The sequence below is a fragment of the Streptomyces sp. NPDC020490 genome (assembly GCF_044335305.1).
Lineage (GTDB): Bacteria > Actinomycetota > Actinomycetes > Streptomycetales > Streptomycetaceae > Streptomyces.
In genome coordinates this window covers 58,426-72,981 of record NZ_JBIRUY010000023.1, presented here as the reverse complement: position 1 = coordinate 72,981, position 14,556 = coordinate 58,426, and the positions used below count along the sequence as shown (strand labels likewise).

Below are 14,556 nucleotides of genomic sequence, written 5' to 3'. Positions count from 1 at the left end.
GGGCGGCCCGCACCGCGGGGCGCCCGCCGCCGTTCACTGCGAGCCGCGGAACTCCGGTCCCTCCACGATCAGTCCGGCCACCAGCGCGCCCGACATGCCCGCGTGCGGGAGCCCCCCGCCGGGATGCGACCAGCCGCCGACCCGGTACAGCCCCGGCAGCCGGGTGGTGTTGGCCGGGTGCAGGAAGCGGGCCTGGCCGGCGGCGAGCGCCGGAGCGGACACGGCTCCACCGGGGGCGCCCGTGGCCTCCTCGCCGTCGAGCGGAGTGCGCACCTCACGCCAGAGCAGACGCTCCCGCAGCCCCGGAATCGCCGCCTCGGCCGCGGCGAGCACCAGGTCCGCGACGCGTTCGCGGGTCTCGGGGCGGCTCCAGTCGGCCCGCGCCGGCACCGTCGCCCACACGACCGCCGACTCGTGGTCCGCGTCGGGACGCAGGTCCGGGTCGTCCGGCCGCAGCACCGTCACCGTGGGCCGCACCGTCACCGTGGGCCGCACCGTCACCGTGGGCGGCACGGGCTCGTCGGACCGCGCGTGCAGCCAGTCCAGTTCGGCCTCCCGGTCGGGGGCGTGCACCACCGTGCGGTGCGCCGCGCCGGCCTCGCGCGGCCCGCGCAGGGCCAGCAGCACCCCGAACCGCCCGGCGCACGGCGCGGTGAGGTCGGCGGACACGTCGCCCGCGGCGTCCAGTTGACGCTCCGTCAGCGCGTGCAGCCGGGCGGGGTGCAGACCGGCGACCACGAAGTCCGCCTCCGCGACCGTTCCTCCCCCAGAGCCGAATGCCTGGGAGGTGCCCCCAGCGAGTTCCACGCCCGCCGCCCGGCCGTCCTTCTCCACGATCCCCGTGACCTCGGCGCCGAAGACGAACTCGACCCTCCGGGCCGTGCAGCGCTCGTACACCGCGCGCGCCAGCTCCCGCAGGCCGCCGCGCACGTACCAGGTGCCGAAGGCGTGCTCCAGATACGGCAGCACGGCCGCGCTCGCCGGGGTGACGCGCGGGTCGAGCCCGAAGGCGAGGGCGTGGCTCTCCAGCAGCGCGGTCAGCCGCGGGTCGCGCAGCTCCCAGGCGCCGACCTCGGCGAGCGTGCCGGCCCGGCGGGTGCGCAGCAGCCGCTTGTGCGGGACGGCGGGATACGGTTCCCGCCCGGCCAGCACCGCCCAGTCCGGCCACAGCGGTTCCTCCAGCAGCGGGCGGCGCGTGCGGTCCCAGGCCTCGCGGGCGCGCACCAGGAAGTCGCCCCAGCGTCCGCCCGCGCCCGCGCCGAGCGCCTCGTCCAGGGCGGCGACCACTCCCGCGCGCGAGGCGTTCGGCAGCGCGACCTCGGTGCCGTCGGCGAAGACGTGCCGCGAGGACGGGTCGACCTGGACCAGCTCGACGCACGCCTCCAGCGGCTCCTTGCCCGTCTTGACGAACAGGTCGCGCCAGACCGCGGGCAGCGGCAGCAGTCCGGGACCGGTGTCGAAGGCGAAGCCGTCCCGCTCGAAGCGGCCGACCCCTCCGCCGTAGGTCTCCGCCCGCTCGTACACCGTCACCCGGTGGCCCGCGACGGCCAGCCGGGCGGCGGCCGCCATCGCGCCCATCCCGGCGCCGATCACCGCAATCCGTCCCATGCCCGCGACTTTATCGACCGCCGCCGGCGCCCCGGCCGCCGAGGTCGGCGCGGCGACCGGCCCGCCGGGCACCGGTCCCGGGGGCTGCGCGCGGAGCTGAGTACCCGTACCTAGGACAGGAGATGAGTACGCGCGCGGATGGGGCCCGGCCCGCCGGGACGAGAGAGTGGGGGCACGGAGACGGGCACGGCCACGGCACCGGCGACACGGGGCGCCGGAACGCGGCGGCCCGCGATCCGCTCCTTCCGCCGGCCGGTGCCGGCGGGAGCGAGGCACGGGGGACCCGGGGGAACGACCACAACGGGGGTCCGACGGGGGAACACGGGGGAACACGGGGGAACACAGGGGGAGCACGGGAAGGCGCCGGTCCGAGGCGGCCCGCGGGGGACGCGGCCACAGCGGACCGGCGCCTTCCCGTGTCATGTCCGGCGGGTCATGTCCTGTGCGTCATCTCCGGTGTGTCATCTCCGGTGTGTCATGTCCGGTGTGTCATGTCCGGTCGGTCACGTCCAGTGGCCGCTCACCCTGCCCTGCAGCAGCCTGGACAGCGACGCGTGGACGTCGTCCAGGGAGCGCTCCGGCTGGAACGACTGCCAGTCCAGCGCGGCCACCAGGACCATGCCGACCAGTGCGGCCGCGGTCAGCGGGACGTCGATCTCGTCGCTGAACTCGCCGCCCGCCACGCCCTCGCGCAGCACGTCCTCGATGACGGCGACCACCTGCTGCCGCACCACCATGAGGGTGGACTGCCAGGCCCGGTTGGTGCGCCACAGCTCGGCCACGTACAGCTGGGTGAAGGACGGGTAGCGGGCGATGAAGGCGAGCCCGGCGCGGATCATCGCGTCCAGGGCGTCGACCCTGCTGCCGCCGTCGCGCGCCGTCTGCTCGGCCGCTTCCTTCAGGGACGCGGTCAGCAGCCCCACACCGTGCCGCAGCAGCTCCTCGAACAGGACGGACTTGCTCGCGAAGTTGTAGTAGACCGTGCCCTTCGCGACCCCGGCACGCTCGGCGATCTCGTCCACCGTGGTGGCGGAGAAGCCCTGTTCGGCTATGAGCGTGACGGCCGCCTCGTAGAGCTTCTGGCGGGTGGCCTCGCGGCGCGTGCTGCCGCCCGTCGTGGCGCTGCTGCTTTCCATGGTCCCGATTCTCACAGGAACCGGGCGCGCGGCACTCCTCTTGCGGATCACAGGCTCAGCTCCGGGTGCAGCCGGGCGGGCGTCCACACCTGCCGGCGGCGCGCCGCCAGCGCGGTGAGGGCCAGGGAGCCCGCCGTGAAGACGACCAGCACGGCGCACGCCGTCCACACCGGCGCCAGGCCGCCGCCGGTGACGAGCCTCCTGAGCGCCTCGACGATGTAGCTCATCGGCAGGAAGGGGTGGATGGCGTTGAAGAAGCCGGGACTGGTCTGTACGGGGTAGGTGCCGCCCGCGGACGTCAGCTGCAGCATCAGCAGGGCGAGCACCAGGATGCGGCCCGCCGCGTCGAAGCGCGCGTTCAGCCACTGCACGATCGCCGCGAAGCACGCCGTCACCAGGAACAGGAAGCCCACCGTGCCGGCCGCCCGCGCCATCTGCAGGCCGATCGCCCAGTGCAGCACCGACATCAGGGCCGCGGTCTGCAGCACCCCGATCGCCACCACCGGCAGCCAGCCCGCGAACGCGATCCGCCAGGCCGAGGCGCCCGCGGCGAGCGCGCGCCGGTTCATCGGCGGGATCAGCATGTACGCCACCATCGAGCCGACCCACAGCGACAGCGGGATGAAGTACGGGGCGAAGCCGGTGCCGTAGTTGGGCGCCCTGTGCAGGTCCCGGGAGGCGAGCCGCACGGGATCGGCCAGGACCTCGGTGCGCCGGTCGCGGTCCTTCCTGTCGTAGTCCGGGATCTTCGCGGCGCCGTCGTGCAGGCCGCCGGCGAGCTTGCCGGAGCCGTCGACGAGCTTGTACAGGCCGCCGTTCAGGTGCTCCGCGCCCGACTTCAGCCTGCCGACGCCCTTGTCGAGGTCCGCCGCGCCGCTGTCGGCCGTGCCGAGCCCCTTGTGCAGCTTCTTCGCGCCCGCGGCGACCTGTCCGGCGCCCTCGTTCAGCTTGTCGATCTTCTTGACCGCGTCGTCGAGGTCCTCGGACAGGTGCGGGGCGCGGTCGGCGAGTGCCTGGGCCTGCTCCTGGAGGACGGCCAGCCGGGCGTCGAGCTTCTTCAGGTCGCCGTCCTGGTCGCCGACCAGCGTGTTCACGTCGTCGGCGACCGTCGCCACGTCCGCGGCCGCGTCCCTGGCCTTCTTCAGGTCGGCGCAGGCGGCGTCCGGCGGTACGGCGTCCTCGCAGCGGGCCGTGTAGACGCGGTCCAGCGTGCGGGAGGCCGTGCGGGCGCCCTTCGCGGCGTCCGGCGCCGTCTTCACCAGGGTGCCGAGGTGCTCGCGGACGATCTTCGCGGAGTCGGCGACGAGCTGGGCGGTGTCCCCGATGGTCTTCTCGTTGTCCTTCAGGAAGGGCCCCACCTCGGCGCCGACCGCGTCGACCTCGTCCGCGAGCGTCTGCGTGCCGTCCGCGACCTGCCGGGAGCCGTCCTGGAGGTCGCCCGCGCCCTTGTCGAGCTTCTTCAGGCCCTTCGCCAGCCTGCCGCTGCCGTCCTTGGCGTCCTTCAGCCCGTCGGCGAGGGCCTTGGAGCCCTTCTCCGCCTTGTCGATGCCGTTCTTGAGCTTGTCGGCCCCGTTCGCGGCCTTCACGGTCGCGCCGTGGATGTCGGAGAAGGAGATGAAGATCCGGTCCAGGTACGACCGCGACGTCCTGGTGGACGCGGCCCGGCGGACCTCGCTGAAGACCGTCCGCGAGATCTGTCCGACGATGTAGTTGTTCGCGTCGTTCGTCCGCACCTGGAGCGCGCCCGTCTCGGGGGAGTCGCCGGCGCTGGAGGCGACGCGCCGGCTGAAGTCGGCCGGCATGGTCAGCGACAGGTAGTACGTGCCGTCCTCCACGCCCGCGCGTGCCCGGTCCGCGCTCACCTCGTGCCAGTCGAACGTCCCGCTGTTCCGCAGGCCCTCGGCGATGTCGTCGCCGGCCGTGATCCGCCTGCCGTCCACGGTGGCGCCCTCGTCGGCGTCGACGAGCGCCACGGGGATGCGGTCCAGCCGTCCGTAGGGGTCCCAGAACGACCACAGGTACAGGGCGCCGTACAGCAGCGGCAGCACCAGCAGCGCCACCAGGGCGGCCCGCGGCAGCCTGCCGCGGCCGAAGCGGCGCAACTCAAGCGCGGCCAGTCTCGGCGAGCGCATCGGCCTCCTCCTTTCCGCGGGCGGCGGATTCCCCGGTGGCCACTGTGACCGTGCCCCCGGCGTCCCCGGGCGCCTCGCTGCACACCGCCACGACCGTGGTGCCGGCCTCGGCGACCGACCTCAGCAGCGCCCACACCTGCGCCCGCTCGGCGTCCGAGAGCTTCAGGTCGGTGTCGTCGACGCCGAGCAGGCCCGGCCGGCCGATCAGCGCGAGGGCGACGGACAGCCGCAGCGCCTCCAGGCGCTCCAGGTCCCGTACGGCGGTGCGGGTGCCCTTGGGCAGGGCCCCGGGGTCGAGACCGGCCGCCTCCAGCGCGGCGTCGATCCGCAGTCTGGCCCGCAGGGCCCGTTCGCCGCGCGGCTGCAGCAGCCCGCGCAGCGAGTCGCCGAACCGCCGCTGCAGCAGCGCCCGTTCACCCAGGTGCTCGCCGACGGTCAGCGCCGGGTCGAGGTCGGTGACCCCGGCGACGTGCGCGAGCCCGCTGACCTGCCGCACGGCCGCCAGCTGCTTCGGCAGCCGCCACTCGCCCACCAGGGCCGACCCCTCCGTGGGCTTCATCCGGCCGGTGAGCGTGAGCAGCAGGCAGGTGCGGCCGGAGCCCGACGGTCCCTCGACCGCGATCAGCGAGCCGGGCTCCGCCTCGAACGTCACGTCGCGGAAGGCCCAGCCGCGCGGGCCCCGGACCCCGAGGCCGTGGGCCGTGACTCCGAGGCCGCCGTCCGTGACTCCGGCGGCCGTGACTCCGGCGGCCGTGACTCCGGTTCCGGGCACGGTCTTCCCCCCACCCCAATATTTGAACTGACTGGTCAGTGCAAAAACTAGCCCGAACTTCAGATCGATGCAAAAGCCCAGGTCGGATCGGATTGTCAGTGGCATACCGCACGATGGGCACATACGGCATCCCGTAGCAGGGCATGCCGTCCGTAGACGACAGGAGGTTCGTCATGGCCAGCTACCACGCAGCCGCCGCCCGTCGGCGCCGCGCCACCGGCCCTGCCCCCTCACTGACCGGACCGGCGAGCGACATCCACCCCGTGCTGCGCCGGGCCACCGCCCCGCCCGCGGCCCTGGACCTGCTTGCCCAGGCCCGCGCCGGACTCGACGAGGCCGCCGTCCTGGAGACGCCGAACGAGCGCTATGCGACGGCGCATCTCGCCGCCCTGCGCACCGCCGCCGCGGTGCTCGCCGCCCGCGGACGCCCGGAGACCACCGCCCGGCGCCGGGCCCGCATCCGGAGCGCCTGGGAAGTGCTCCCCGAGATCGCGCCCGAACTCGCCGAGTGGAGCGCGCTGTTCGCCTCCGGCGCCCGGCGCCGCGCGCTGGCCGAGGCCGGCATCCAGGGCGCGGCCAGCCGCCGGGACGCCGACGACCTGATACGCGACGTGGCGATGTTCCTGCGCCTCGTCGAGCGCATGCTCGTGCTGCAGCCCGTCCTGCCGCAGCCGCGCCAGGACGCCGACCGGCCGGAGCACGGCCCGGACGACCCCCGCGACATGCCGGACGCGGGGTGAGCGGCCCGCACCGGTGCGCGGCGCGGCCGGGCACGCCACCGCGGTGACCAGGGACGGCGGACAGGCAATAGGGTGGAAGACGCCTGAGGCCTTACCGTCCCGCCACCCCGGGCCGGAAGGCAGCCCGTTCGCTCCGCCCCGCACAGGCGGTGCCGCGCCGAGGAGTCAACTGCCGTGTCGGACCCGATGCGCCCGCCCGTCTCCCACCAGCACGCCCACACCGCGTCGCTGCGCTCCGATCCCCCTCGGCCGCGTGCCTCGCTGCGTACCGCCGTGGTCTGGGAGGTCCTCCAGGACGCCCTGGACCGCCTGGTCAAGACCACCGGACGGCAGACGCTGGACGTCCTCGACACCGGAGGCGGCAGCGGCAGGTTCGCGGTGCCCCTCGCCGGCCTCGGCCACCAGGTCACCGTCGTGGACCCCAGCCCGAACGCCTTGTTCGCGCTGGAGCGCCGGGCCGCCGAGGCCGGCGTCGCCGACCGCGTCCGGGGCGTCCAGGGCGACGCCCACGGCCTGTTCGACGTGGTCGAGCGCGGCGGCTACGACGTGGTGCTGTGCCACGGCGTCCTGGAGTACGTCGACGACCCGGCCGAGGGCCTGCGCAACGCGGTCGCCGCCCTGCGTTCCGAGGGCGTCCTGAGCCTCCTCGCCGCCGGCCTCGGCGGCGCCGTGCTCGCCCGCGCCCTCGCGGGCCACTTCAAGGAGGCCAAGCAGGCCCTGGAGGACCCGGCCGGCCGCTGGGGCCAGGGCGACCCGATGCCGCGCCGCTTCACCGCCGGGCAGCTCACGGAGCTGGTCGAGGGCGCGGGCCTGCGGGTGGGCGCGGTGCACGGCGTGCGGGTCTTCGCCGACCTCGTGCCCGGGGTGCTCGTGGACACCGAGCCGGGCGCCCTGGAGGCCCTGCTGAAGCTGGAGGAGGCGGCGGCCGAACTGCCCGCCTTCCACTCCGTGGCCACGCAGCTGCACGTGCTGGGGGAGACGCGGGGGGCAGGCGAGGCCTGAGTGGCTGTGGTGCCGCGCCGCTGATCAGGGACTTGTGTGCGGATGGAGTACGCCACAGGCCACCCGATCGGGCGGTCGGCGCCGTATGATCGGAGGAGACCGCCCGGCATGACGGGTCGGCCGCTGGGGAATGGAAGACTCAGCGAGCCGGGACGTCCATGGCGGGTTCCGGTTGGCCAATTGGCGCAGAGGGGCGGGTTTCACGGGGGCGATTCCCTGCCTATCCTGAAGGGACCCCCCGGGTCGCCCCGGCGACTGCACGATGAGGAGGACTCCGTGCCGCTCTCGGAGCACGAGCAGCGCATGCTCGAGCAGATGGAGCGAGCGCTGTACGCCGAAGATCCCAAGTTCGCGTCGGCGCTCGAGGGAAGCGGGCTGCGTACGTACACCCGGCGGCGGGTCTACCAGGCGGTCGCGGGCTTCCTCGTAGGTATCGCGCTCCTCATGGCCGGAATGGTCGCGAAGCAGGTCTGGCTCAGTGTGGTGGGGTTCCTCGTCATGCTGGGCTGTGCCGTGCTCGCCGTGACCGGCTGGCGCAAGGCCCCCAAACCGGGCGAACACCCCGCCGGCGCGCCGCACGGGCGCCGTCAGGGCCGGCCGAAGCGCTCCATGATGGACCGCATAGAAGAGCGCTGGCAGCGGCGCCGCGACGAGCAGGGCCACTAGCCGCTTCCGGCCGACACATCCCCAGACACCGCAGAGGGGGTGACCACCACGGTGGTCACCCCCTCACGCATACCCCGCCCCGCCGCCGGCCACGGGGACGGAACCCGCCCCGCACACGCAGGCGCGACATCACGCCGCCTACGGCCCGGCGCGAGCTTGTGGCTCGGTGCCTGCGATCCGGTGCCGGTGTTCTGGTGCCTCTGATCCCGTGATCGCGACCCGGCGCCCACGATGCGGATCCCGCAGGCCGGTGCGCTTCGGCCTGCTGCCCGCGATCTGCGTCCGCGGCCCGGACGTCTGCCGGCCCGCCGCCCGTGATGCGGCGCCTGCGGCTCGGTGGCCGTGGCCTGGTGCCTGCGGCCCGGGTGTCCGTGGCTGGCGCCGGCGGTCCGGCGTCGGCGGTCGGGCGCCTGCTGCCCCGGCGTCTGCGAGTCGGCGTCCGCGATGCGGCGCCTGCGGCTCGGGTGTTCGTGGCCCGGCGCCAGCGGTTCAGCGTCGGCGGTCGGACGCCTGCTGCCCCGGCGTCTGCGAGTCGGGGTCTGCCGGGGCGGTGGCCGGGGTGTTGGTGGTCAGTTGGTGTGTTGGCCTGAGAGGCGGTGGGTCAAGGTGGACCAGCGTTCGGCGGTGCGGGTCTTCAGGGCCGTCCATCGGTCGGTGAGTTCCCACAGGGCGCGGACGGCCGAGCGGGGTGCGATCACCGCCCGTACCCGCGTGGTGCGGTCGGCCCGGGAGCGCAGTGCCGCGCGCATGCGGTGGACGGCGTCGGGAAGGCCCGGCACGGCCTGCGGGCGGGGAGCGAACAGGACCTGCTCCACGGCGCCCGCGACCCGGTGCACCGACTCCGCCGCCGTCGGGTCCAGCTGTCCGAGCCGTACGATCCGCGCGGCCGCCTTGCGCGGGGTCAGCGCGTCGTCCGGCACGATGCCGTAGTCCCAGGCCGTGTCGACGAGCTCCCGCCAGACGGCCAGGACATGGCCCGCGGCCGCCTCCGCCGCGTACCCGGCATCCGGCTCGACGCCGCCCGACGCGGCGTGCTGGGCGGACGCCAGCCGCACCGAGCGCCGTCGCAGCCGCCAGACCACGGGCAGCAGCGGCACGGCGACCGCCAGCAGGCCCAGCAGGGCCCAGCCGCCGATCTGGTACCAGGGCGGGCCGGCGTCGTCCTTCTGCGCCGGCCCCGCCGGCAGCGCGCTGCTGCACGCCTCCAGCTTCTTGTCCTCCGCCCCGCAGCCTGCGCTCGCCGAAGGCTCCGCCGACACGGACGCGCCCGCCGACTGCGAGGGCCGCGCCACGTCGGGGAGACTGTTGCCCGGCGTGTCCGTCTGCGTGTACGAGGGAGTCGAGCCCCGGTTCGGGGTCGGCTCGAAGCGGGTCCAGCCCACGCCCTCGAAGTACAGCTCGGGCCAGGCGTGGGCGTCCTTCAGCCCCACCGACACCGAGCCGTCCGCCTGCGGCGTCCCCGGCGCGAAGCCCACCGCGACCCGGGCCGGTATGCCCAGGCTGCGGGCCATCGCCGCCATCGCGAAGGAGAAGTGGACGCAGAAGCCCTCCCTGTCCTTCAGGAAGCGGGCTATCGCCTGCGGCCCGGTGCCGACCTGCACCCGGGTGTCGTAGTCGAAACCGCCGGTCACGGCGAAGTAGTCCTGGAGCCTGACCGCCTGCTCGTAGTGGCTCGTCGCACCGTCGGTGACCTCGCGGGCGGTCCGGGCGACCACCGCGGGCACGGAGTCCGGCAGCCTGGTGTACTCGCGCTTCAGCTCCGCGGCCGGTTCGGGCGCCTCGGCCAGCTGCTGCGCCGTCGGCTCCACGTTCAGGCTCTTGACCAGGTAGGTCTTGCCCCGGGTGGTCTGGCCGTGGTCGCCGACCAGGGTCATGCCGACCGGTTCGTAGCGCCACCTGCCGTCGATCTCCACACCGCTGGGCGGGTAGGGCATCGGCAGCCAGTCCTGTGCGTACCAGTCGGCCGCCGTGATACGGGTCCGGATCTGCGTGCGCCGGACGTCCGCGCCCAGGCCGGCCGGCGTCGGGAACTCGTCCGGCACACCCTCGATGTGCCGCTTGGCCGGCTTCCACGTGCTGCCGTCGAAGTCGTCGAGGGAGACGATCCGCAGGTACAGGTTCGAGATGTCGTCGCTGTCGGTCTTCAGGGACAGGACCTGTCGGTCCGAGTCCACGTTCAGGCTGTCGCGCAGCGACACCAGCGGGTTCACCGCGGAGATCGTCCCGCCGCTCCCGCTGCCGGCGCCCACACCCGTGCCGGCGCCGTCCAGCAGACCGCCGTTCATCGCGGGCAGGGCCAGCGGCACCGCGAGGGCGATGCCCAGTGCGACCGCGCCGATGCGCCGTCCGGTGCGGACCGGCGCCACCGCGCCGCTGTCCCGGCCGGGCGTGCGCGGCACGGTGGCGAAGACGCGGCCCCACTGCGAGAGCCGGTCCCGGCCCTCGGCCAGCAGCAGCATCAGGTAGCCCGCGGCGGCGACGAGGAACCACAGCCAGTCGGCGCCGCCGTCGGACAGACCCGCGGCCACCGAGTACAGCGCCAGCAGCGGCAGTCCGGCCGGGGCGGCGCTGCGGAACGTCACCGCGACGGTGTCCACCGCGAGGCCGATCACCAGGACCCCGCCGATCAGCATCAGCCGTATGCCGGCGGACGTCAGCGGCGCCGGGACGGCGTAGCGCGCGATGTCGTCGGCGCCCTGCCGCAGCAGTTCGGCGAAGTGGCGGAAGGCCTCCGGACCCGGGACGAAGCCGGCCACGGCCTGCGCGCGTGCGAAGACCAGGGTCAGCAGCATCAGCGTCACCAGCGCCTGCGCCGCGATCGTCAGCGGCCGGGCCAGCGGCACCCGCCGGGTCGCCGCGCCCACGCCCGTCTGCACCGCCAGGAGGACGGCCGCCTGAAGGATCCAGGTGGCCGGGTCGACCAGGGGCAGCAGGGCGCACGACGCCATCAGCGTGGCCGCCCAGGCGCACAGCGCCAGTCGTGCCCGCCCGCTCATGAACCCGCCCCCTCCGTGCTTGTCCCGCCCGCCCCCTGCGGGCTCGTCCCGCCCGCCGCGGCCAGGCCCGTGCGCTCACGGTCCGCCTGCCGCCACAGCGCGTCCAGCGAGGCGCCGCGCGGCACGCCCAGCGCCGTCCAGCCCGCCTCCCGCAGCATCCGCAGCCGCTCCCCGCTCCGGTCCGACGCCCCGGGCACGTCGGTCGCCTCCCGCACCCACGAGCCGCTGTCCAGCACGAACGCGAGAGCGCCTCCGCTGCGCCGGCGCATCTTGGCCGCCACCGTGGCCTGCTCCTCGTCGAGGTCGCCGAAGAAGGCCACCAGCAGCCCCTCGTTCCCGCCGCGCAGCACCTCGTACGCCCGCGACAGGCCCGTGCCGTCCGAGTGGTCGATCACCGCGAGGGTGTCCATCATCATCCCGGCCGCGTCGGCCGTCTCCTGGCTCGCGCCGGCGAACCCGTCGGCGCCCTCCCCGGGCACCGAGTTGCCGGTGTCGGTCAGCAGGCGCACCGAGAACCCCCGCTCCAGCATGTGCACCAGGACGGACGCCGTGGCCGAGACGGCCCACTCGAAGGCCGAGTCCGGGCCCGCGCCGCGGAAGGCCAGGCCCCGGGTGTCGAGGAGGACCGTGCAGCGGGCGCGCTGGGGCTGCTCCTCGCGGCGCACCATCAGCTCCCCGTAGCGGGCGGTGGAGCGCCAGTGGACGCGGCGCAGGTCGTCGCCGTGGCGGTAGCCGCGCGGGATGACGTCGTCCTCGCCCGCCAGGGCCAGTGAGCGCTGCCGCCCGTCGCCGTACCCCTTGGACTCGCCGCTCAGCCGCACCGGCGACAGCGCCTCCACCCGCGGGATCACCGTCAGGGTGTCGTACGTCGAGAACGACCGGGTCAGCTCGCACATGCCGAACGGGTCGGTCAGGCGCAGCTGCAGCGGGCCCAGCGGGTAACGGCCGCGCAGGTCGGAGCGGACGCGGTAGGAGACCTCGCGGCGGCCGCCCGGTTCGACCCGGTCGAGCACGAAGCGGGGCCGCGGGCCGAGCACGTACGGCACCCGGTCCTGGAGCATCAGCAGGCCCGTCGGCAGCCGCGAGACGTTGTCCATGCGCAGGTGGACGCGGGCCTCGCTGCCTGCGGGCACACGCTCGGGGGACAGGCGCCGGCTGCCGGCCACCCGGTAGCGGGTGCGGTAGAGGACCAGCGTGCAGACCAGGGGCAGCGTGGCGAGCAGCAGACCGACCCGCAGCAGGTCGCTCTGCCCGAGCACGTAGGCGCAGACGGCGGCCGCGACACCGGCCGCCAGGAAGGAGCGCCCGCGGGTGGTCAGGCCCGCCAGGGCGGCCCGGACGCCGCCCTTCTCGCCGCGGTCGGCCTCCTGGTTCCCGGCCTGGCCGGTGGTCATCACAGCCTCCGCGGCGGCTGCTGGCCGTAGGCCGGGCCGTGGCCGAGACCGCCGAAGCCGTTCTGCTGCTGGGGCGCCGCGGGCACGGGCGTGCGCTGCAGGATCTCCTGGACGACCTGCTCCGCGGTGCGGCGGTTGAGCTGTGCCTGGGCGGTGGGCAGCAGACGGTGGGCCAGTACGGCGACGGCGAGCGCCTGCACGTCGTCCGGCAGCGCGTACGCCCGCCCGCCGAGGGCGGCGGACGCCTTGGCCGCGCGCAGCAGGTGCAGCGTCGCGCGCGGGGAGGCGCCGAGTCTGAGGTCGGGGTGGGTGCGGGTGGCGGCGACCAGGTCCACCGCGTACCGCCGGACCGTTTCGGCGACGTGCACGCCGCGGACGGCCTCGATCAGCTTCACGATGTCGTGCGCGTGCGCCACCGGCTGCAGGTCCTCCAGGGGGGACACCCCGCCGTGCACGTCGAGCATCTGCAGCTCGGCCTCCACGCTGGGGTAGCCCACCGAGACCCGGGCCATGAAGCGGTCGCGCTGCGCCTCGGGCAGCGGGTAGGTGCCCTCCATCTCGACCGGGTTCTGGGTGGCCACCACCATGAAGGGGCTGGGCAGCTCGTAGGTCTGCCCGTCGATGGTGACCTGGCGCTCCTCCATCGACTCCAGCAGGGCCGACTGCGTCTTCGGCGAGGCGCGGTTGATCTCGTCGCCGATCACGATCTGCGCGAAGATGGCGCCCGGCTTGAACTCGAAGTCGCGGCGCTGCTGGTCCCAGATGGACACGCCGGTGATGTCCGAGGGCAGCAGGTCGGGCGTGAACTGGATACGCCGCACCGAACAGTCGATGGACCGCGCGAGCGCCTTGGCCAGCATCGTCTTGCCCACACCGGGGACGTCCTCGATGAGCAGATGGCCCTCGGCGAGCAGCACGGTCAGCGAAAGCCGTACGACCTCGGGCTTGCCCTCGATCACTCCTTCCACGGAACTGCGGACCCGCTCCACAGTGGAAGTCAGATCACCAAGGCTCGCTCGATCGTCATAGGTCGTCACCCGGCCCTCCTCGGCCCGTTCTTTCTCCGGGCCGAAGCGCCGCGACGCGGACCGGCCCACCCCTGGAACACGGACACCACACGTGAATGGTTCCGTGTGACACCCCACCACGCATTCTTGCTGCCGTTACCGATTCGTGTCACTCGCCTGTGGACAAGTGCTTTCGATATGTCGGGTCTTACGACCTTTTGGGCAGCCCGTGGGTGGAATCGGCAACGGAACGACGACGGCGGTGGCGGACGGTGACGAGGGGTGGGAACGGTGCTCAGGACGGGTCGATCTCGCGCAGCAGGCCCGTCTTCACGTCGAAGACGAAGCCGCGCACGTCGCCGGTGTGCAGCAGGAACGGCGAGGTGCGCACGCGCTGCATCGACTGCCGCACGTCCTGGTCGACGTCCCGGAAGGCCTCGACGGCCCAGGCCGGACGCTGGCCGACCTCCATCTCCAGCTCGTGCCGGAACTCCTCGGTGAGGGACTCCAGGCCGCAGCCGGTGTGGTGGATGAGGACCACGCTGCGCGTGCCGAGCGCGCGCTGGCTGATGGTGAGGGAGCGGATCACGTCGTCGGTGACGACGCCGCCGGCGTTGCGGATGGTGTGGCAGTCGCCCAGCTCCAGGCCGAGCGCGGCGTGCAGGTCGAGGCGGGCGTCCATGCAGGCCACGACCGCGACCTGGAGGACCGGGCGGGCGTCCATCCCGGGGTCGGTGAAGGCGGCGGCGTACCGCTCGTTGGCCTCGACGAGGCGGTTGGTGACGGTGTCGCCCGTTATGGCGCTCTGGGGGTTTGCGGGAACCGATGCAGAAGTCGTCATACCCATGACGGTACTGGTCACCCGCTGTCCGGTCGCGGTGTGAGAGTGGGAAAAGAGCGTCATCACGTCCTCTTGTGAGGTAGCCCACAGGGGTGACGGGAGGGCGGCCGTGCGGGTGCTTTTCGCTGATTCGCCGCTTCGCGTGCCCGCCGGACCGCGACGCGCAGGCCGGTTGATTGACCGTGGGACCAGGTGGACTAAAGTGGCGCGAAAGCGGGAGGCGAGGCTCTCCCTGCTGGACTGAAACCCCGGAGACCCCGGC

11 protein-coding genes are annotated in these 14,556 nt (G+C 74.0%); 3 read left to right on the top strand and 8 right to left on the bottom strand.

Features of this window, described 5'->3' with window-relative positions:
- Positions 1 to 33: 33 nt before the first annotated feature.
- From ACH4ZX_RS23535 to ACH4ZX_RS23520, 4 genes are all read right to left on the bottom strand, one after another.
- Positions 34 to 1,608, bottom strand: a complete 1,575-nt coding sequence (locus ACH4ZX_RS23535; RefSeq protein WP_398275982.1) for a phytoene desaturase family protein — start codon at positions 1,606 to 1,608, stop codon at positions 34 to 36.
- Positions 1,609 to 2,111: 503 nt separating this feature from the next.
- Complete coding sequence (locus ACH4ZX_RS23530; RefSeq protein WP_398275979.1) at positions 2,112 to 2,744, bottom strand: TetR/AcrR family transcriptional regulator; 633 nt, start codon at positions 2,742 to 2,744, stop codon at positions 2,112 to 2,114.
- Positions 2,745 to 2,791: 47 nt separating this feature from the next.
- Positions 2,792 to 4,876 (bottom strand): YhgE/Pip family protein, encoded by a 2,085-nt coding sequence (locus tag ACH4ZX_RS23525; RefSeq protein WP_398275976.1) that lies wholly within the window; start codon positions 4,874 to 4,876, stop codon positions 2,792 to 2,794.
- Entirely contained in the window at positions 4,848 to 5,648 is an 801-nt protein-coding gene (locus tag ACH4ZX_RS23520) for an ATP-binding cassette domain-containing protein (RefSeq protein WP_398275973.1), read from the bottom strand. The genes ACH4ZX_RS23525 and ACH4ZX_RS23520 overlap by 29 nt, the downstream gene beginning before the upstream one ends.
- A gap of 173 nt (positions 5,649 to 5,821) precedes the next feature.
- On the opposite strand from ACH4ZX_RS23520, the gene ACH4ZX_RS23515 reads away from it, so the two are divergent.
- The 3 genes from ACH4ZX_RS23515 to ACH4ZX_RS23505 all read left to right on the top strand — a co-directional run bounded on the left by ACH4ZX_RS23515 (position 5,822) and on the right by ACH4ZX_RS23505 (position 8,056).
- Positions 5,822 to 6,388: an SAV_6107 family HEPN domain-containing protein gene (locus ACH4ZX_RS23515; protein ID WP_398275970.1), complete on the top strand. Its 567-nt coding sequence runs from the start codon at positions 5,822 to 5,824 to the stop codon at positions 6,386 to 6,388.
- Between the two features lie 174 nt (positions 6,389 to 6,562).
- Positions 6,563 to 7,390 (top strand): methyltransferase, encoded by an 828-nt coding sequence (locus ACH4ZX_RS23510; protein WP_398275967.1) that lies wholly within the window; start codon positions 6,563 to 6,565, stop codon positions 7,388 to 7,390.
- Positions 7,391 to 7,666: 276 nt separating this feature from the next.
- The gene (locus tag ACH4ZX_RS23505) at positions 7,667 to 8,056 is read left to right on the top strand and encodes a DUF3040 domain-containing protein (protein ID WP_324783737.1); all 390 of its coding nucleotides are present in this window, start codon (positions 7,667 to 7,669) and stop codon (positions 8,054 to 8,056) included.
- 569 nt (positions 8,057 to 8,625) lie between these two features.
- Here the strand turns inward: ACH4ZX_RS23505 and ACH4ZX_RS23500 are convergent.
- The 4 genes from ACH4ZX_RS23500 to ACH4ZX_RS23485 form a co-directional block, all read right to left on the bottom strand.
- Positions 8,626 to 11,052 carry a DUF3488 and DUF4129 domain-containing transglutaminase family protein gene (locus ACH4ZX_RS23500; protein WP_398275964.1) on the bottom strand — a complete coding sequence of 809 codons (2,427 nt, stop codon included), beginning with the start codon at positions 11,050 to 11,052 and terminating at the stop codon, positions 8,626 to 8,628.
- Complete coding sequence (locus tag ACH4ZX_RS23495; protein ID WP_398275961.1) at positions 11,049 to 12,446, bottom strand: DUF58 domain-containing protein; 1,398 nt, start codon at positions 12,444 to 12,446, stop codon at positions 11,049 to 11,051. Before ACH4ZX_RS23495 ends, ACH4ZX_RS23500 begins: the two co-directional genes overlap by 4 nt.
- Positions 12,446 to 13,483 (bottom strand): AAA family ATPase, encoded by a 1,038-nt coding sequence (locus ACH4ZX_RS23490; protein ID WP_398275958.1) that lies wholly within the window; start codon positions 13,481 to 13,483, stop codon positions 12,446 to 12,448. The genes ACH4ZX_RS23495 and ACH4ZX_RS23490 overlap by 1 nt, the downstream gene beginning before the upstream one ends.
- 265 nt (positions 13,484 to 13,748) lie before the next feature.
- Positions 13,749 to 14,294, bottom strand: a complete 546-nt coding sequence (locus ACH4ZX_RS23485) for a carbonic anhydrase (protein ID WP_360744957.1) — start codon at positions 14,292 to 14,294, stop codon at positions 13,749 to 13,751.
- Positions 14,295 to 14,556: the final 262 nt, after the last annotated feature.